This window comes from Sphingomonas sp. M1A8_2b (genome assembly GCF_053345535.1).
The window spans coordinates 497,396-516,015 of sequence record NZ_JBKFAH010000001.1 but is presented as its reverse complement, the minus strand read 5'-3'; the positions used below and the strand labels follow the sequence as shown (position 1 = coordinate 516,015).

Below are 18,620 nucleotides of genomic sequence, written 5' to 3'. Positions count from 1 at the left end.
ATCGCGATACAACGCGTCATTCCGCTGGCTCCGCGGCGGGCTTGGCCAGCACCGGCGGGACGACGCCGAGTGTGTAGCCACAGATGCCGAGCACCTGCCGGATCATCGCATCCCCGGTCGGCGCGACGAAGTTTGCCTGCACCGCGAAGTTGGCGCCGTTGGTCGTCTCGACCCGCACCGTCTTCGATTTCACTAGAAAACTGGTCAGCTTGGTGATCGCGGCGGGATCGGCGATGTACGTACCTGTGCCCGGGAACTGCCAGTTATAGGTGAATGCGGGGCCGCCATCGAAGCGCACCGCAACCGGCTTGTCGGCGCCCGACCCGAGCGGCTGCGGCTGGATGAACTGGATCGACACGATCGGCTCGGACGCGACGTCGCACTTCACGACGAAGCGCGAGAGGCCGTCGTTACCGGTCACCGAAGCGGAGATGCTGCGCACGCCCGCAGGATTGGTGCGGTCGGCCAGCTTCCAGGTTGGCGTGGGCGTGGGCGTGGGCGTGGGCGTGGGCGAAGCGGCTTGCAGGAGCAGGAGAAACGCGAGCATCAAACCTCCGTCCCCGTAGACGTCATTACCCCAGCAGAGGCTGGGACCTCAATCCGCAAGCCCGTCCCCTGCGACCCGATTCCCCGGCGTTCGCCGAGTCGATGCGTCAAGGACTGGTCCACGTGACGTACCGGGTCACAGCGGGATGTTATCATGCTTCTTCCACGGATTCTCCAGCGCCTTGCCGCGGAGCTTCCGTAGGCCGAGCGCGATGCGGCGGCGGGTCGAGTGCGGCTGGATCACCTCGTCGATGAAGCCCTTCGACGCGGCGACGAACGGGTTGGCGAAGCGCGCCTCGTATTCCGCGGTGCGCTCGGCGATCTCTTCGGGCGTCTTGCCGCGGAAGATGATCTCGACCGCGCCCTTCGCGCCCATCACCGCGATCTCGGCGGTCGGCCACGCATAGTTGAGGTCGCCGCGCAGGTGCTTCGAGGCCATCACGTCGTATGCGCCGCCATAGGCTTTGCGCGTGATGACGGTGATCTTGGGCACGGTCGCCTCGGCATAGGCGAACAGCAGTTTCGCGCCGTGCTTGATGATGCCGTTATGCTCCTGCGCGGTGCCGGGCAGGAAGCCGGGGACGTCGACGAACGTCACGATCGGGATCTCGAACGCGTCGCAGAAGCGCACGAACCGAGCTGCCTTCTTCGAGCTGTTGATGTCGAGCACGCCCGCGAGCACCATCGGCTGGTTCGCGACGAAGCCGACCGTGCGGCCTTCGATACGGCCGAAACCGGTGATGATATTGGCCGCATGCGCCGGCTGCGTCTCGAAGAAATCGCCCTCGTCGACGGTCTTCCGGATCAGCTCGTGCATGTCGTAGGGCTGGTTCGCCGACGCCGGGATCAGCGTGTCGAGGCTCTCCTCGATCCGGTCCCATTCGTCCGCGGTTGGCCGCTCGGGCACGCCTTCGCGATTGGACGATGGGAGGAAATCGAAGAAGTCGCGGGCGGCCAACAACGCTTCGATGTCGTTCTCGAACGCGTTGTCGGCGACCGACGTCTTGGTGGTGTGCGTCACCGCGCCGCCGAGCGCCTCCTGCGTTACGACCTCGTTGGTCACCGTCTTGACCACGTCGGGGCCGGTGACGAACATGTAGCTCGAATCCTTCACCATGAAGATGAAGTCGGTCATCGCCGGGGAATAGACCGCGCCGCCGGCACAGGGCCCCATGATCAGCGAGAGCTGCGGCACGACGCCTGAGGCGAGCGCGTTGCGCTGGAATACTTCGGCATAGCCGCCGAGCGAGGCAACCCCCTCCTGGATGCGCGCGCCACCGCTGTCGTTGAGGCCGATGATCGGCGCACCGACCTTCATCGCGCTGTCCATCACCTTGCAGATCTTCTGCGCGTGACGTTCGCTCAAGGAACCGCCGAACACGGTGAAATCCTGGCTGAAGACGAAGACGAGGCGGCCGTTGATCGTGCCCGATCCGGTGACCACGCCGTCGCCGGGGATCACCTGGTCCTGCATGCCGAAATCGACGCAATTGTGCTCGACATACATGTCGAGCTCCTCGAACGAACCCTCGTCCAGCAGCACGTCAAGGCGCTCCCTCGCGGTGAGCTTACCCTTGGCGTGCTGCGCTCCGATCCGCTTAAGGCCTCCGCCGACTCTTGCGGCTTCGCGGCGGCGTTCAAGCTCTTCGATCGTCGATGACATCGTCTCTCCGTCCTGTTGCTGGTCTTCACAGAGCGGGAGGCTTCGCGCAAATGCAATGTTGCAAAGTTGTACAGAGCATGTTTGCAAACTAGGTGGAGGCATGACTCTTCCCGCACGTCGCCTCTTCGTCGGACACCGCCTGCGCGACCTGCGCCGCGTCCTTGGGATCAGCCAGGCGGCGATGGCGGCGCGGATCGGCCTGTCGGTGAGCTATTTGTCGCAGATCGAGAATGGCGATCGGCCGGTGACGGAGGGTGTGCTGATCACGCTCGCGCGCGAGTTTCCGGCGGATTGGGGGAGCATCGACGCGGCGGACGATACCGCGTTGCTGATCGCGACGCTGGAGGCGGTGTCGGACACGAGCGTCGAGGCGCCCGCACTCGACGAGACCGCGGTGCGGCGTGCGGTGAAGCACCAGCCGTTGCTGGCACAGCGGCTGGTCGCGATGCACGACGCGTATCGCCGCGCGCAGGAGCAGTTGCGCGCGCTCGACGACCGGCTGGTGGCGGGATCTGGGGCGCCGGGGTTGCTGCCGTGGGAGGACGTGCGCGACTGGTTTCACGCGGCCGGCAATTATGTCGATACGCTCGACCGGCGTGCGGAGGAGATCGGCGAGACGCTGGGGGCGGACCGCATCGCGGCGTTGGAGGCTCGGCTGGCGACGCGCGGCGTGTCGGTCGCGATCTCGGGCGCGCTGGCGGCTCCTTTGCGCGATTATGACGGTGCGACTCTGCGACTCGATGGCTCGCAGCCCGGCGAAACCACCTTGTTCTCGCTCGCGCACCAGGTCGCGCGGCACGAGTTCGGCGACGTCATTGGCGGGATCGTCGCGGCCTCAGAGATGGCGTCGGAAACGGCGCGCGCGCTGCTGACCGCGGGGCTGACCAACTATGCGGCGGGGGCGATCGTCATGCCCTATACGCGTTTCCGCACCGAGGCGCGGAGTGTGCGGCACGACATCGACCGGCTGCGGCGGATTTTCGGGACGAGTTTCGAGCAGACGTGTCATCGGCTCTCGACGTTGCAGCGACCGGGCGCGCTGGGCATTCCGTTCTTCTTTTGCCGCGTCGACATGGCGGGGAACATCACCAAGCGGCACTCGGCGACGCGACTTCAGTTCGCGCGGTTCGGGGGAGCGTGTCCGTTGTGGATCGTCCACGAGGCGGTCGCGATCCCGGACCGCATCCTAACGCAGCTGATCGAGACGACCGACGGCATCCGCTACGTCTCGATGGCGAAGGGTCTGGTAAAGCCGTCCGAGACGTACACGCGACCGGCGCGGCGCTATGCGGTGGCGCTCGGGTGCGAAGAGGAGAACGCGTCGGAGTTCATCTATGCGGATGCGCTGGGGACCGGGGGGATTGCGACGCCGATTGGGTCTTCGTGTCGCGTTTGTCTGCGGACGGACTGCGACCAGCGGGCGTTTCCACCGGCGGCGAGCGGGATCCGGGTCGATCCGGACCGGCGCGGGGCGGTGCCGTACGAGGTGCTGTGACTCGCTACACCCAATGCACCACCCCGGCGAAGGCCGGGGCCCAATTGGGGGACGACAATAACGAGGGACCGCGAGCCGTTACGTCCGACGTTCCAATTGGGCCCCGGCCTCCGCCGGGGGTGGTAAGTCAGCCGGGATGGCCGCCTCAATCAGGTCGCCGCCGCCGGGTCCTTCGGGAAGAAATGCTCCACGACGCTGTTCGTCAGCCGCGATGGCCGGAGCGTCTCCGCATCCAGGCAGCACCAGCTCGACTTCACCTCGGCCAGTACGTCCTCGCCGCGCTTGATGATCGTCTCGTAGAACGCGCGGGCGCCCTGGACCTTCTCGAGCAGCACCGTCGCGATCACGTCGTCGTTCAGGAACGCCGGTTTCCGATACGTGATCTCGTGTTTCAACGCGACCCACAGATGCCCGGCGACCGCCTCGGCCGGCGCGAGGCGCTGCCAATGGTCGATCACGGCGGCCTGAACCCACTTCAGATAGTTCGCATTGTTGACATGACCCATGAAGTCGATGTCGTCCGGCTCGATGCCGATGGCGTAGGTATGGGGAATCGCTGTCGTCACGTGCGACATATAGCATGCGGACCTGAACATAGCGATGACGGCGAGGCTTAGATACCGACAATAAACGCTATTCCGGCCGCATCGCGCGGCGCCTAGCATGTGGTCAGCCTCGCCTCTTGTGTTGCCATAATACAACACCATCTTTCGGCCAATACCGAATCAATCCCACAGGAATTCGTCATGAACATCGACAAATTCACCGACCGCGCGAAGGGCTTCCTGCAATCCGCGCAGACCGTCGCGATCCGCATGAACCATCAGCGGATCGCGCCCGAGCATCTGCTGAAGGCGCTGCTGGAAGACGAGCAGGGCATGGCCGCCGGGCTGATCGCAGCCGCGGGCGGCGACGCCAAGCGCGCGACCTCGGAAACCGATCTCGCGCTCGCGAAGATCCCGGTCGTGTCGGGATCGGGCGCGCAGACCACGCCGGGGATCGACAACGACGCGGTGCGCGTACTCGATCAGGCCGAGCAGATCGCGAGCAAGGCGGGCGACAGCTTCGTCACCGTCGAGCGGCTGCTGGTCGCGCTTGCGCTGTCGCTCAACACCGCCGCGGGCAAGGCCTTGAAGGCCGGCGGCGTGACGCCCGAGGGGCTCAACACCGCGATCAACGGTCTGCGTCAGGGCCGCACCGCCGACACCGCGGGCGCCGAGGATCGCTATGATGCGCTCAAGAAGTTCGCGCGCGATCTCACCCAGGCAGCGCGTGACGGCAAGCTCGACCCGGTGATCGGTCGCGACGAGGAGATCCGTCGCACCATCCAGATCCTCGCGCGCCGCACCAAGAACAACCCCGCGCTGATCGGCGAACCCGGCGTCGGCAAGACTGCGATCGCCGAAGGGCTGGCCCTTCGTATCGCCAATGGCGACGTGCCCGATACGCTGAAGGATCGCCGGCTGATGTCGCTCGACCTCGGCTCGCTGATCGCCGGTGCCAAATATCGCGGCGAGTTCGAGGAGCGGCTGAAGGGTGTGCTCGACGAGGTGAAGGCCGCCGAGGGCGACATCATCCTGTTCATCGACGAGATGCACCAGCTGATCGGCGCGGGCAAATCCGAGGGCGCGATGGATGCGGGCAATCTGCTCAAGCCAGCGTTGGCGCGTGGCGAACTCCACTGCGTCGGCGCGACCACGCTCGACGAATACCGCAAGTATGTCGAGAAGGACCCCGCGTTGCAGCGGCGGTTCCAGCCCGTCATGGTCGGCGAACCGACCGTCGAGGACACGATCTCGATCCTGCGCGGACTGAAGGAGAAATACGAGCTGCATCACGGCGTGCGGATCACCGACGGCGCGATCGTCGCCGCCTCGACGCTGTCGAACCGCTACATCACCGACCGCTTCCTCCCGGATAAGGCGATCGACCTGATGGACGAGGCGGCGTCGCGGATCCGCATGGAGGTCGAGTCGAAGCCCGAGGCGATCGAGAATCTCGACCGGCGGATCATCCAGCTCAAGATCGAACGCGAGGCGTTGAAGCGCGAAACCGACGACGCGTCGGTCGACCGGCTCGACACGCTGGAGGGCGAACTCGTCAACCTGGAGGAGCAATCCGCCGAGCTGACGACGCGCTGGAAAGGCGAGAAGGACAAGATCAACGCCGAGGCGCGGGTCAAGGAACAGCTCGATGCCGCGCGGCTCGAGCTGGAGCAGGCGCAGCGGTCGGGCGATCTCGCCAAGGCGGGCGAGCTTTCCTACGGCACGATTCCGGGGTTGCAGCGCCAGCTCGACGAGGCGGCGGGTGCGACCAAGGGCGCGATGCTGCGCGAGGAAGTCACCGCGGACGACATCGCCGGTGTCGTCAGTCGCTGGACCGGCATCCCGGTCGAGCGGATGCTGCAGGGCGAGCGCGACAAGCTGCTCGCGATGGAAGCGACGATCGGCAAGCGCGTGATCGGTCAGGCGCATGCGGTGAAGGCGGTCTCGACCGCGGTGCGGCGCGCGCGCGCTGGGTTGCAGGATCCGAACCGGCCGCTGGGCTCGTTCCTGTTCCTCGGACCGACCGGCGTCGGCAAGACCGAGCTGACCAAGGCGCTCGCCGAGTTCCTGTTCGACGACCCGAGCGCGATGGTCCGCATCGACATGAGCGAGTTCATGGAGAAGCACGCGGTCGCGCGGCTGATCGGCGCGCCTCCGGGCTATGTCGGTTATGAGGAAGGCGGCGTGCTGACTGAAGCCGTTCGGCGGCGGCCGTACCAGGTCATCCTGTTCGACGAGGTCGAGAAGGCGCATGGCGACGTGTTCAACGTGCTGTTGCAGGTGCTCGACGACGGCCGGCTGACCGACGGCCAGGGACGCACGGTGGATTTCAGCAACACGCTGATCATCCTGACAAGCAACCTCGGCAGCCAGTATCTGGCGAACATGGCAGAGGGCGACGACGTGTCCTCGGTCGAGCCGCAGGTGATGGAGATCGTCCGGTCGCACTTCCGGCCCGAGTTCCTCAACCGGCTCGACGAGGTGATCCTGTTCCACCGCCTCGGCCAGTCGCACATGGCGCCGATCGTCGACATCCAGGTATCCCGCGTCGACAAGCTGCTAGCCGATCGCAAGATCGTCCTCGACCTGACGGACGCCGCGAGAGCATGGCTCGGACGTGTCGGCTATGATCCGGTGTACGGCGCGCGGCCGCTGAAGCGCGCGGTCCAGCGCTATCTGCAGGACCCGCTCGCCGACATGATTTTGCGCGGCGAGGTCAAGGACGGCTCGACCGTCAGGATCGACGAGGGTGACGGCAAGCTGGTTCTGGCCGTCGCTTGAGGTAGCGGGAGCGGCGTCGTCGGCGCCGCTCCCGCTCAGTCGCCGATCTGCGCGCGGAGATCATAGCCGTTCGCGTCCGCCACCGGGAAGAACGCGCGCAGCAGGTCGCGCTCCGGTTCGGTAAGATACGGGTTCCAGACGTCGAAGATCAGGATTGCGCGGAGCCGATCGGAGCGGTTCCACGCCTCGTGTTCGATCGTGTCGTCGAATGCCCACGCCTCGCCGACCCGCCACTCGCGGGTTTCGCCGCCAACGCGAAAACCGCAATGCTCGGGCACGATCAGCGGCAGATGAATGATCGCACGGACGTTGCTGACGCCGGTATGCGCGGGCAGGTGCGTGCCGGGCTTCAGCAGCGAGAAGAACACCGATGGCGCGCGACCGGGCAGGTCGGCGAGCGGCAGCGCCTCGATCGCCGCGGCGGTCTGGGGACAACGCGCGCAGGCCGCATCGTCGCGCACGCCGTTCTTCCACAGATGAAAGGCGCCCCAATCGAGCCGGTTGTCGAGCGCCGACCATTTGTTCTCGGGTGTCCCCGGTTCCATCGACACATAGGGCTGGATTCCCGGCGCATCGGCCGCGAGCAGCGCCGCCAACTCACCACGGATCACGTCGGTGCTGGCCTCGATCTGCGCCAGCCACGGGAAGTGTGCGCGATCGAAAAACTCGTCGGCGGGCAGGAACGGGACGTGCAGGCCGGAGCAGACGTTCGCGTAGATCTGTCGCCGCCCGAGCAGGTGATCGATGCATCCGTCGACCCGCCGCCGATCGCCGGGGGCAATCGTATCGCGTACTTTTGCAAGACCGGTGTCGACCGCAGCCGCGAACGCGGCTTGCTGGCGCGCGACGAAGACATGCGCGTGCGCCAGCATCGCATCGATTGCCGGGCTGCGCTCGTCGAGCAGCACCGACATCGCCAGCACACCGCTCCAGCGTTCCGCCGCACGATCGTTCTGGCCGCGTCGCTCGAACAGTTCCGCGAGCCGCACAAGCGCCATGAAATGTCGCTGGTCGATCCCGAGCGCTCCCTCCAGCGCTGCCTGTTCGCCGGCGTCGTCGCCGATGTCCCGCAGCGCGGTTGCCAGGTTCATGTGCAGTTCGGGCGCGAGCGGATCGGCTGCGATCGCCCGGCGAAACAGCGCGGCGGCGTCGACCGGCGCGTCGCTTGCCAGCGCCTGTCGCCCCAATATGTTGAGCGCGAGCGGATGGTCGCCCGCCGTCGCCAATACGAGGCGACACAACCGCGCCGCCTCACCGGCATTGCCTGCTCGTTGCGCCTGCCTAGCCGCACCGAGAAGGGTCTCGATCTCCCTACGGTCCCCGATCTGATTCATGCCCGCCCCTGCCCCCAGTCGAGCCCGAGCTTACCGCGATTGCACGGGTGGACAAGCGACCGTTTCGTCGCGCAGTTGCGCTATATGGTCAGCCCAACATCCCCACCGTTTCCAACGCTCGCAGCAGCGGTAGCGACGACCGCGCACGATGCCGAATGGCTGGCGCACCGCTATGACCCCGTCCAGGATGCCGTGCATCTTCTGCCGGTCCCCCGCGCCGTGCACCGGACGTCGATTTTCCTGACGAAGGACCACCTGCCCGCCAATCTGGAACCGTTAATTCTGCCACGCCGGGCGATCATCGCGGCCGCGCCGCCGGCGGCACCGATCCACTTCGTTTTCCACTCCGCCTTCTGCTGCTCGACGCTGATCGCGCGCGCGTTCGATCGGCCGGGCTGGGCGATGGGGCTGAAGGAGCCGACGATCCTCAACGACCTGATCGGCTGGCGGCGTCGCGGCGACAAGGGGCCGGACATGGCGCGCGTGCTCGACGATGTGCTGACCCTGTTGGCACGTCCGTTCGCACCGGGCGAAGCGGTGATCGTGAAGCCGTCAAACGCGATCAACGCGCTGGCGGCGCCGATCCTCGCGCTGCGTCCCGATGCGCGCGCGCTGCTACTGTACGCTCCATTGCGAACGTATCTCGGATCGATCGCCAAGAAGGGCATCGACGGGCGGCTGTGGGTGCGCGTGCTGCTGCTCGGGCTGCTCGACGACAAGCTGGTCGATCTCGGCTTTGCGCCGCGCGATTATCTGGGGCTGACCGATCTTCAGGTCGCCGCGGTCGGCTGGCTGGCGCAGCAGGCATTGTTCGCGCGCATCGTCGCACAGTTCGGGACGGAGCGCGTCCGGACGCTCGACAGCGAGACGCTGACGCGAAATCCGGCGACCGCCATGCGCGCCCTGTCGAGCCTGTTCGGACTGCCGTTGGACGATGCGGGCCTCGCCGCGATCGTCAGAGGCCCGGCCTTTACCCGGCATTCGAAGCTCGAAGCGGATTTCGGGCTGGCGGACCGCGTGCAGGAACACCGCGATGCCGCCGACACGCACGCCGACGAGATCGACAAGGTGCTGGCCTGGGCTCAGGCCGTCGCCACCACCGCCGGCGTCGCGATCACGCCGCCGGGTGCGTTGTCATGATCACGGGAGGGGTTGAAAGCGATTGAACCGGTCGAGCGCGCCGGCACCCCCGGTCAGCCGCAGGGTTCGCCCATCGACGCATTCTTGCAGCCCTGGCTTCCCCCGGTGGTCTGTCGGATCAGATCGCGTTCGCGCTGCCATTCGACCTTCGTCTTGCACACGCGGTAGCCCCGGACCAGCGAACCGGTCTCAAGGAACTTCTTGCAGATCATCTTGTCGGCGGGATCGGCGGCCTTCTCGCCGGCATATTTCTGCTCGGGCCCGGCCACCGCGCTCGTGGCGAACGGCAGGATCAACGCCGCGGCGAGGATGAAACGCGTCATGGTCGAGTCCCTTGCATAGACCGGGCCGGTGCCCCCAAAGACTTGTGACAGAAGAGACGGCGAAACGAAAAGGCCAAAAATGCGACAGACTGGAAGCCGCCGATCGGGTGACGCGCGCGATCCGTTGCTGCGTGCCGAGATCGAGCGTGCGCTGGCCCGCAACGCCGTCCCCCAAGCCGCAAAACTGGCCGAAAAGGCGCTTGCCCGCGGCGATGCCGATCCGATGATCCTCAATCTGGTCGCATGGCGGCGCGAGGAGTCCGGCGATTATGCGGGCGCGCACCGGTTGCTGCGACAGGCGCTCGCGCTGTCGCCCGGCGATCCGCTGATCCTGGGGGCGATCGGTGCGGTGCTGCGCAAGGAAGGCCTGCTCGACGAGGCGGTGACCGTCCTCGACCAGGCGCTGTCCGCGGCGCCGCTCCACGCCGCGACCTGGCTCGAGCGCGGCTATGCCTTCGACGCGTTGCGATCCTGGGCAGAAGCCCGTGCGAGCTACGAACAGGCGCTGGCGCTCGATCCGATGCTTGCACCGGCGCTCGCCAAGCTAGCCGATGGCGCGGCCAAGGACGGCGATGCGGCGACCGGGCGGCGGCTTGTCGACCGCGCGCTGGCGATCGATCCCCACGAACCGACCGCGTTGTGTGCGATGGCGACGATCGATATCGAAGCGCGCGACGGGGTGTCCGCGGAGGCGCGGATGACCGGTCTGCTCAGGACGACGATCAAGGGCGACGACCGCACGCGGGCGTTTACGCTGCTCGGCGACGCGCTCGACCGGCAGGATCGCACGCGCGAGGCGTTCGCATCCTATGGCCGCGCCCAGCGCAACTTCCGGGCGATCTACAGCGCGGCGCTGTCGCCGCGCGCGGACCGGCCATCGCACCGCAGCTTTATCGAGACGATCGCGGCGCAGGTCCGCGAGGCCGGCGTGCAATCGCGCGGTGTCGCGGGAAGCGACGTTCCCGGTGCGGCCGCGCGTCATGTCTTTCTGCTCGGCTATCCCCGGTCGGGCACGACCCTTGTCGAGAACGTGCTGGCCAGCGCCCCGGGCGTGGTCGCGTTGGAAGAGCGCGATACGCTGGTCGATACGGACGAGGTTCTGGTCGCCAACGACGGGACGATGCCGGCGCTCGACACCCTCGATGCGGCCATGCTCGAGACGTTGCGCGCGGCGTATTGGCGACGCGTGACGACGATGGCGGGCGATGTCGGCGGCAAGACGTTCGTCGACATGAACCCGTTCAACGGGATCAAGCTGCCGATCATCGCGCGGCTGTTTCCCGACGCGCGGATCCTGATCATGCGGCGCGACCCGCGCGATATCGTGCTGAGCTGCTACCGGATCAATTTCACGCCGAGCACCGCCGCATGGGCGTTCAGCGACCTCGAGGAGACCGCGCGCCATTACGATGCGTTGATGCGGCTGACCGAGCTGTGTCGCGAGACCCTGCCGCTCGCCTATCACGAGGTCCGCTACGACCGGCTGGTCACCGATTTCGAGCCGACCGTGCGCGCGCTCGCCGATTTCATCGGTGTGCCCTGGACGGAGGACTTCCGAACCTTCGATCGCACCGCGCAGACCCGGGGCGTGCGCACCGCCAGCGCAACGCAGGTTCGGCGCGGACTGTTCGACGGGCGCGGACAATGGCGGCGTTATGCCGATGAACTGGCCCCGGTGCTGCCGATCCTTGCGCCATGGGTCGAGCGTTTCGGGTTCGAGCCCTGACAAAAAAAGGGGCAGGCTTTCGCCTACCCCTCTTTTACGCAATCGTTCGGAACCGATCAGAACTTCATGCGAGCGCCGAACTGGAAGCGACGACCGATCGCGTCGTAGGTCGACGGGAAGGTGTTGCCGCTGTTGAACGACGTCGAGCCGATCGTGCCACCGACGATCGGCGGCTCCTTGTTGAGCAGGTTGGTGACGGTGACGGTGAAGTCGAGATTGTCGCCGACACCGATCCGCGTCGCCAGATCGAGGTAGTTATACGCCTTGATCTTGCCGAAATCGACGACCTCGCCCGCCAGGGCTCCCGAACCGATCGTCCCGGCAAACGCAACCACACCGTCTTCGGCCTTCATCGCGCCAACGTGGCGCCACAAGAGCGAGATGTCGGCCGGCCCGAAGGTCAGCGTCGTCCGCTGGTTCCACGAGAACTCGGGCTGGAGCGACCCTGCCGCAGAGCTCGGGCCGGCCGAACCCGGCGAACCGCAGTTCGAGCTGTAGAGGCCGACGCACTCGCGATACACCGAGATCGGGGTCGCCTTGAACTTCGACCGGTTCGTCCAGTTGCCCATGAAGCTGAGGTTCAGCTTCGTGAAGCCCAGATCGCGACGATAGTTCGCGCCGAGATCGATACCGTCGGTCAGGATACGACCCTGGTTCGACGGGGTGAAGTTAAGACCACCCGTCGTCGCGGAATCGCCGTCGAGACCACCGGTAACCGGGTTACGCCGAATGACCGTGCAGTTCGGGTCGGTCGCACTCGCCGCCGTCACGTTGCCGAAGCACGCGGCGATGGCGTCGCCCGGCAGCGGCTGCGAAATCGCGTTGCGAATGCTGATATTGTAGTAATCGACCGTGAACGACAGCCCTGGGATCAGGTGCTTAGGCTGAATGACCACGCCGAAGGTGTAGGAGTCGGACGTTTCGGGACGCAGCGCCAGGCTTCCCGAGAACGTGCCGTTGGCCTGTGCCGCGGTCGGGTTCGCGATGGTGCTGAGCGATGCGGCCGGAGCACCCTGCGCGAGGCAGACTGCCGCCAGGTTGGCGTTGTTGACCGGTGCGCCGCGAGCGCAAGGGTCGACGGCGAGGTTCGTCAGTGCAACGCTCACCGGCGAGAACAGCTCGGCGATGTTCGGCGCACGCACCGCGCGCTGATAGTTGCCGCGCATCTTCAGGCCGTCGAACGGCTCCCAGCTCCCGCCGCCCTTGTACGTGGTCGTGTTGTAGGTCGGGCTGCTGTCCGCGAACACCTTGTAATCCGAATAGCGGATACCGCCTTCGACGGTCAGGCTGCGGAACAAGGGCCGATCGCTGATCAACGGCGCGATCAATTCGCCGTAAACCTCCTTGACCTCGTAGCCGCCGTTGAAGTTGAGCACGGCGCCGCCAGCGCCGCCCAGTTCTCCTGGCGTCTGCGAGAGCGTGTCGGCGCTCTGCGAACCCTTGTACTTCCGGTACTCGGCACCCGCCGCGAAGCCGACTGCTTCGGTTGCCAGCGGCGACGAGAAACCGAAGTCACCCGACAGCAACGCCCGCGCCTGTGCCAGCGAGGCAAACTGACGAGTCGTGCTTTCTGCGGTCAGATAGCTCAGCTGGTTCGGGGTGATCGAACCGTCCGCGCCAAAGATGTTCAACGGAACGCAGCCCGACCCTGCGTTGGTGTTCGCACCACCGCCGACGATGACGACCGGCTGACCGCGGCTGTCGACACCCGTCACGGTCGGCGAAGAGGCCAGGCAGCTCGTGGTGTTGGTGGCGAACAGCGCCGTGCGCGCACGCGACGTCAGGACGTAGCCCGTCTGAGTCTGGCGATTTTCGGATTCGCCGTAACCGCCCGACACATCGAGGTTGATCTTGTCGGTGATCCCGATCTTGGCGCCGGCATGGTAATCGAAGATCTGCGTCACGAACGCCGACAGTCGCGGACCCGCTTCAGTGGTACGCCGACCGATCGTGGTCGTGAACGCGCGGAAGTTGGGGTCCGAGATGCTGGTCGCGCCTGCCGCCGCGGTGCATTCCGCTGCGGTCAACGGACGGCCGACAGCCACCGGCGTGCCGCCGCCCGGGAACGAATAGGCCGGATTGGCGGCGCAGAACTGCTGGCGGGCCGTGGCGGGCAGGTACGGATTGCTGACCGGGATCAGCGCAGCGGATGCGAACAGGCCCGATGGCGCGATGACCGTGTTGACGGTGTTCTTCGAGAACATGCCGCGCGTGTAGACCTGGACGTTGTCCGCCACGTCGTAATGCGCCGCCGCGTACACATTGTAGCGCTTAAACGGAGTCTGGAACACGTTGTACGGATTGAAGTTGAAGCCGTCGCGCGACCCCGAATACGGCCGCAGCGTGCCGGTCGTCGGCACGATCGCGTTCTGGGCGGAACCCAGCGTGAAGCGGCCCGGCACGGTCGTGCCCGAACCACCGCGGCCACCCGAGGTCGACGTGTAGTTGTTGAACGAAATACGACGCGAACCCTGATAGATCGGGTCGGACTTCTGATACCCGAGCGACAGAACCGCGTTGCCCTTGTCATCGGCGAAGTTGCCGCCGACGGTCAGGTCCGCACGGGTCGACGCGCCGTCACCCTTTTCGGTGATGCCCTTGGAAAGGTTCAGCTCCATGCCCGAGAAGTCGGACCGCGTGATGAAGTTGACGACACCCGACACCGCATCTGCACCGTAGGTGGTGGCAGCGCCGCCGGTCAGCGTGTCGACGCGCTCGACCAGGGCGACCGGGATGTTGTTCAGATCGACGCGGCCGACCGTGCTCGACGGAACGATGCGCGTGCCGTCGAGAAGGACGACGTTACGGAAGTTGCCGAGGCCACGAAGATCGGTGAACGATGCGCCACCGTTGCCGTTGTTCACGTTCGCGCCGATCGACGGGACGACGCCCGGAAGGTCGCGGATCAGCTGCTCGGCGTTGCCCGACTGGCGAAGCGCGATTTCTTCCTGGCCGATCACCGAGACGGGGCTCGACGAGATCAGGTTCGGGTTGCGGATCAGCGTGCCGGTGACGACGATTTCGCCGGTGCTGTTCGCGTCGGCCGGCGGGGCCGATTCCTGGCTAGAGATACCGGCAGCGGGTGCAGCCGGATCATTGCTCTGAACGCCCGTCTTGGGCTGACTGGCGGGATTGGCATCCTGGGCGAAGGCTGGATTTGCGGCGATCACGGCGCCAACCAGCAAGGTCGAGGCCAAGAGGCGCGAACGATATGGAGCAAGCATGAAAAGTCCCCTTTCATGATCCGTTTGCCGGACCTTCTCCCGACGTTTGCCGGTTAGATGTTGCGTTGCGTAATCCAATTGCTGCGGTTCGCCAACGATGTCGTAACGCGAGCGACATATTATTGCGGATTGTAGCAACTGCGCCACACTCCCCCTTCAACGCGGCCCCCCCAGCCCTCTTGCCCGCTTGTCGCCGGGCGGGGATCGGCATAGCCTGACCGCGTCGAAGTATCGGGGGACGCGGGATGATCGGGCGAAATCTTTTGGCGGCGATCGCAATGATATGCTGCAGTAGCGAAGGCTTCGCGCAGGAAATGTCGAGCGGTGGCGTGATGGCGTCGCTCGCGCATTGTCGGACGATCCAAGCGGATCCGGCGCGGCTCGCGTGTTTCGACGCCGCCGCGATCGCGATCGACAGCGCAGTCAAGGCGAAGGACGTCACGATCGTCGACCGCCAGGACATCCGGAAGGCGCGCCGGTCGTTGTTCGGTTTTTCGGTACCCCATATCCCGCTCTTCGGCGGCGGCGATCGCGACGGCGGTCCCAAGACCGACGACTTCACCGAACTCAACACGACGATCGTCAGCGCACGGCCGATGGACAATGGGCGCATCGAATTGCGGCTGGCCGAGAGCGACGCGGTCTGGATGACGACCGATCCGGTACCCTTCCCCCCCAAGGCCGGCGCCAAGGTCCGGATTCGCCAGGGCGCGATGGGCAATTACTTCATCGCGATCAGTGGGCAGCGAAGCGTGCGCGGTATTCGGGTACGCTAGTTCGGCTCGAGGATCGACCAGATCGCTGGGCGCTCAACCGATCAGCGGAATCGCGGCGAGGGTCGCGACATGCGCCGCCGCCTCGGTCTCGTGCGCGCCGATCCAGCGCTCGGCTTCGGCGAGTTCCGGCGCCAGGTCGCGCTGGGCGACCTGGCGCCGGGCGATCCGCTCGGCATTGCCGAACGCCAGCGACGGGTTCTTCGAATAGGTCGCGAACAGCGGTCCCGCGACGCGCACCTCGATTTCCGACGGCGATAGCGGCACCGCGAAATGCGCGGCGGCGGCGTTCAGCACCTCGACGGGTTCGGCAAAGAACACCTCGGCGTCAAGGCTGCGGGCATTGGCCATGCGCTCGGCCGCGCTGGCGTAGACCCGCATCTGGGCGAGCCACAATGCCGCCGCGCGCACGGCATCGGAAGCGTCGTCCGGCATTGGCCCGACATGGCCACCGAGCTGATTCGTGACGGTCCGCAACCATGTGCGGTGATTGTCGCTGCGCAGGATGGCGAGCAGATAATCGCGCAACGGCAGATACAGAAAGATCGCCGGCGAGTCCGGCGCCATCCCGGCGATCCGGGCCAGCAGGAAGTTGGTCGGCACGTTGCCCTTGACGATCGTCGGCGTGTCCGACCGATATCGCTTCGACAGCATGGCGACGGTGAGCGCCAGTCGCTGATCCTCGGGGACGAAGGCCAGCTGGCGAAGCGCCTGGGGTTCGCGCAGGACCAGGTTCGCATCGATATGGTCGAGCGCTCGCGCGAGCAGCGTCGATCCGCAATGCGCGACATGCATGATCCACGCCGTCGCGGCGGGCGCCGGGATCGAACCGATCAACGCCGCAACGGGGACCCGGAGCGCGCCCTCGTCGGCGGGCGAAATCCGCGCATCGAGGAAGATCGACCGGTGATAGGCGGCTCGGTCCATCGGTACGAACACCGCCGCGTCGCCGTCGAACGAATGCAGATAATGGTCGGGCGAGGCGTAGAGGTCGGCAAGCGTCAGGGTCATCCTCGCCGGTATAGCTCGGCCGCCGAATTGACGCTATCCACGGCCGATCATGCCAAAGATCCACGCTCCCGAACCCGGCCGCCCCTACGTCCTGGTCGAACCGGCCGACGAAGCCGGTATTCTCGATATCGATCCGGCGACGATCGTCGACCTCTACAAGACGCATGGCGCGCTGCTGGTGCGCGGGTTCGGCGCGGATGCGACGCAGTTTCGCCGGTTCGCGGGGACGTTCTGCGCGACCTCGGTGATGAACGAGAGCCCCGGGCGGCGACCGATCGAACCGGAGTTCAACATCCACACGGTCGATGGCGGCACCGGCGCGTTTTCGCTCCACCCCGAATTGTCGCGCGAACCGTGGAAGCCCGATGCGGCGTTCTTCGCGTGCCTGTCGCCACCGTCGCGCGGCGGCGAGACGACGATCTGCGACGGGGTCGCGCTGGTGAACGCGTTGCCGGAGGCGTTGCGTCGCCTGCTCGAGCACCGGCGGCTATTGTATATCAAGCCGACCTGGCCCGAACTGCTCGAATTCTGGCTCGGCGATCCTGATCCGAGCGACGCGGTGCTCGCCGCGCCGCCGCCATCCTGCCCCTATTCGTTCCGGCGGATCGACGGGAACGTGCTGCGGATCTTCACCCGACCGGCGCTGCACCGGCCGATGTTCGTCGATGCGCAGGCGTTCGGCAATTTCCTGCTGTTTGCGCGCTTCAACAACAACCGCCCGGATTTCCCGTTGCTCGACGACGGCTACCCGGTCCCCGAAGCCTGGCTGCAGGCGATCAAGGCGGCGGGGGACAGCGTCAGTGCCGCGGTCGCGTGGCAGGCCGGCGACGTGCTGATGCTCGACAACACCCGCTTCATGCACGGCCGCCGCCCGATCCTCGATGCGAGCGAACGGTTGATCGCGACGTTCTTCGGCTATGTGAACTTTGCCGAGCCGGACCCCGAGGAGCCGGTCGATCCGCCGTGGCGGCGCGGCGACTTCTATCCGCCGATCCCACCCGGCCTGGTGCGCTAGCCGGTCGGCATCGGCCCGGCGACCAGCAGCGGGTCAAGCTTCGCGTCGCCCCATTTGAGGCTCCAGTGGAGATGCGGGCCGGTGGCGCGGCCGGACATTCCGACCGCGCCGATCGGCTGGCCCCTGGTCACGCGGTCGCCGACCTTTACGTCGATCCGCGACAGATGCAGGAACGCGCTGTTGAGGCCCATGCCGTGGTCGATCATGAGGAGGTTGCCCTCCAGCGTGAAGGGATGATCCGCCGCCAGGATCACGACGCCGTCGGCGGGCGCCCGCACGACCGCGCCTGTCTCGCGCGCGATGTCGATCCCCGAATGATAGGATCCCGCCTCGCCGTTGCGGTAGATGCGCTGCGAACCGAACAGCGTCGAGATGCGCCCCGTCACCGGCCAGGCGAACGTCTGCCGCCAGCCGTCCGACGCGGCCGAGGTCCGTCGCGCAGCCTTGATCTGGGCGAGTTCGCCGGGGCGGACTCGCGTGAATTCTGCTTCCGGGACGGGGTATTTGGGCAGGGTGGACAGCCGCGAGATGTCCCAGCTCCGTGGTGCGATCGTCAGGGGCTGCGTGACCGTGCGGCCGTCGGCGAGCGTCGCCGCGAGCATCGTCTGCGGACCGGCATCGCGGTCGAAACCGGCCAGGAAGCGACCATCCGGGGAGAGCGCGATCGGCTTGCGGTCGAGCGTGACGGTCCGCGTGCCGGCGGGGGCGGTCCCGAGGATCAACCCGCCCTGGCTGAGCGTGCCGGTCCAGCGGAATGCGGACTGGGCTGCGGTGGTCGGCGGCGCTTGCTGCGCGGTCGCGGTCGTCGCAGCCAGCAGGACGAGCACCGCCGCGCGGATCATCTCGGGGCCATCGCTTCGCTGGCGGCGGCGGCGGTGGCGTAGGCTTCCTGGCGGGCGACGCTCCAGTAGCGCAGGTCCTCGAGCGCGATGCGGTGGCCGGTCGCGGCGCAGGCGACGTGGTCGCCGGGGCTGAGCACGCGGAAACCATTGGCCATGTAATGCAGCCGCGCGGCGCGGTCGGAGTTGGACATCAGCATTGCGG

Annotated in this window: 15 protein-coding genes; 6 read left to right on the top strand and 9 right to left on the bottom strand. The window is 66.5% G+C overall.

All coding sequences use genetic code 11. The features are described 5' to 3' along the window. Nucleotides 1-16: 16 nt before the first annotated feature. Together ACLBWL_RS02550 and ACLBWL_RS02545 are read right to left on the bottom strand one after the other, a co-directional pair. Nucleotides 17-547 (bottom strand): hypothetical protein, encoded by a 531-nt coding sequence (locus ACLBWL_RS02550; RefSeq protein WP_447789956.1) that lies wholly within the window; start codon nucleotides 545-547, stop codon nucleotides 17-19. Between the two features lie 135 nt (nucleotides 548-682). Further along, a complete protein-coding gene (locus ACLBWL_RS02545) occupies nucleotides 683-2,209 on the bottom strand; it encodes an acyl-CoA carboxylase subunit beta (protein ID WP_447789954.1) in 1,527 nt (508 codons plus the stop codon). Between the two features lie 100 nt (nucleotides 2,210-2,309). Here ACLBWL_RS02545 and ACLBWL_RS02540 point away from each other — a divergent pair, with 100 nt between their 5' ends. Continuing rightward, complete coding sequence (locus tag ACLBWL_RS02540) at nucleotides 2,310-3,704, top strand: helix-turn-helix domain-containing protein (RefSeq protein ID WP_447789952.1); 1,395 nt, start codon at nucleotides 2,310-2,312, stop codon at nucleotides 3,702-3,704. 149 nt (nucleotides 3,705-3,853) lie between these two features. Here ACLBWL_RS02540 and ACLBWL_RS02535 read toward each other — a convergent pair whose 3' ends face one another. Next, on the bottom strand, nucleotides 3,854-4,270 hold the full coding sequence (locus tag ACLBWL_RS02535) for an acyl-CoA thioesterase (protein ID WP_447789950.1): 417 nt from the start codon (nucleotides 4,268-4,270) through the stop codon (nucleotides 3,854-3,856). A gap of 180 nt (nucleotides 4,271-4,450) precedes the next feature. Here ACLBWL_RS02535 and clpB point away from each other — a divergent pair, with 180 nt between their 5' ends. After that, nucleotides 4,451-7,030 carry an ATP-dependent chaperone ClpB gene (clpB, locus tag ACLBWL_RS02530; protein WP_447789949.1) on the top strand — a complete coding sequence of 860 codons (2,580 nt, stop codon included), beginning with the start codon at nucleotides 4,451-4,453 and terminating at the stop codon, nucleotides 7,028-7,030. Nucleotides 7,031-7,065: 35 nt separating this feature from the next. On the opposite strand, the gene ACLBWL_RS02525 is transcribed toward clpB, so the two are convergent. Then, nucleotides 7,066-8,364, bottom strand: coding sequence for an aspartyl/asparaginyl beta-hydroxylase domain-containing protein (locus ACLBWL_RS02525; RefSeq protein ID WP_447789947.1), 1,299 nt, complete (start codon nucleotides 8,362-8,364; stop codon nucleotides 7,066-7,068). Nucleotides 8,365-8,403: 39 nt separating this feature from the next. Here ACLBWL_RS02525 and ACLBWL_RS02520 point away from each other — a divergent pair, with 39 nt between their 5' ends. Further along, on the top strand, nucleotides 8,404-9,504 hold the full coding sequence (locus ACLBWL_RS02520) for a hypothetical protein (protein ID WP_447789945.1): 1,101 nt from the start codon (nucleotides 8,404-8,406) through the stop codon (nucleotides 9,502-9,504). A 53-nt stretch (nucleotides 9,505-9,557) separates the two neighbouring features. Here ACLBWL_RS02520 and ACLBWL_RS02515 read toward each other — a convergent pair whose 3' ends face one another. Next, nucleotides 9,558-9,827, bottom strand: coding sequence for a hypothetical protein (locus ACLBWL_RS02515; RefSeq protein WP_447789943.1), 270 nt, complete (start codon nucleotides 9,825-9,827; stop codon nucleotides 9,558-9,560). Nucleotides 9,828-9,906: 79 nt separating this feature from the next. Here ACLBWL_RS02515 and ACLBWL_RS02510 point away from each other — a divergent pair, with 79 nt between their 5' ends. Beyond that, nucleotides 9,907-11,553 carry a sulfotransferase gene (locus tag ACLBWL_RS02510; protein WP_447789942.1) on the top strand — a complete coding sequence of 549 codons (1,647 nt, stop codon included), beginning with the start codon at nucleotides 9,907-9,909 and terminating at the stop codon, nucleotides 11,551-11,553. A 56-nt stretch (nucleotides 11,554-11,609) separates the two neighbouring features. Here ACLBWL_RS02510 and ACLBWL_RS02505 read toward each other — a convergent pair whose 3' ends face one another. After that, on the bottom strand, nucleotides 11,610-14,777 hold the full coding sequence (locus ACLBWL_RS02505; RefSeq protein WP_447789940.1) for a TonB-dependent receptor domain-containing protein: 3,168 nt from the start codon (nucleotides 14,775-14,777) through the stop codon (nucleotides 11,610-11,612). A 245-nt stretch (nucleotides 14,778-15,022) separates the two neighbouring features. On the opposite strand from ACLBWL_RS02505, the gene ACLBWL_RS02500 reads away from it, so the two are divergent. After that, nucleotides 15,023-15,553: a hypothetical protein gene (locus ACLBWL_RS02500; protein WP_447789938.1), complete on the top strand. Its 531-nt coding sequence runs from the start codon at nucleotides 15,023-15,025 to the stop codon at nucleotides 15,551-15,553. 33 nt (nucleotides 15,554-15,586) lie between these two features. Here the strand turns inward: ACLBWL_RS02500 and ACLBWL_RS02495 are convergent, their stop codons facing one another. Next, entirely contained in the window at nucleotides 15,587-16,561 is a 975-nt protein-coding gene (locus ACLBWL_RS02495; RefSeq protein WP_447789936.1) for a hypothetical protein, read from the bottom strand. Between the two features lie 49 nt (nucleotides 16,562-16,610). On the opposite strand from ACLBWL_RS02495, the gene ACLBWL_RS02490 reads away from it, so the two are divergent. Then, nucleotides 16,611-17,576, top strand: coding sequence for a TauD/TfdA family dioxygenase (locus tag ACLBWL_RS02490; RefSeq protein WP_447789934.1), 966 nt, complete (start codon nucleotides 16,611-16,613; stop codon nucleotides 17,574-17,576). Here the strand turns inward: ACLBWL_RS02490 and ACLBWL_RS02485 are convergent. Together ACLBWL_RS02485 and ACLBWL_RS02480 are read right to left on the bottom strand one after the other, a co-directional pair. Next, nucleotides 17,573-18,418 carry a M23 family metallopeptidase gene (locus tag ACLBWL_RS02485; RefSeq protein ID WP_447789932.1) on the bottom strand — a complete coding sequence of 282 codons (846 nt, stop codon included), beginning with the start codon at nucleotides 18,416-18,418 and terminating at the stop codon, nucleotides 17,573-17,575. The two genes, ACLBWL_RS02490 and ACLBWL_RS02485, sit on opposite strands and share 4 nt — an antisense overlap. Further along, a complete protein-coding gene (locus ACLBWL_RS02480; RefSeq protein WP_055881745.1) occupies nucleotides 18,415-18,615 on the bottom strand; it encodes a DUF2093 domain-containing protein in 201 nt (66 codons plus the stop codon). Before ACLBWL_RS02480 ends, ACLBWL_RS02485 begins: the two co-directional genes overlap by 4 nt. Nucleotides 18,616-18,620: the final 5 nt, after the last annotated feature.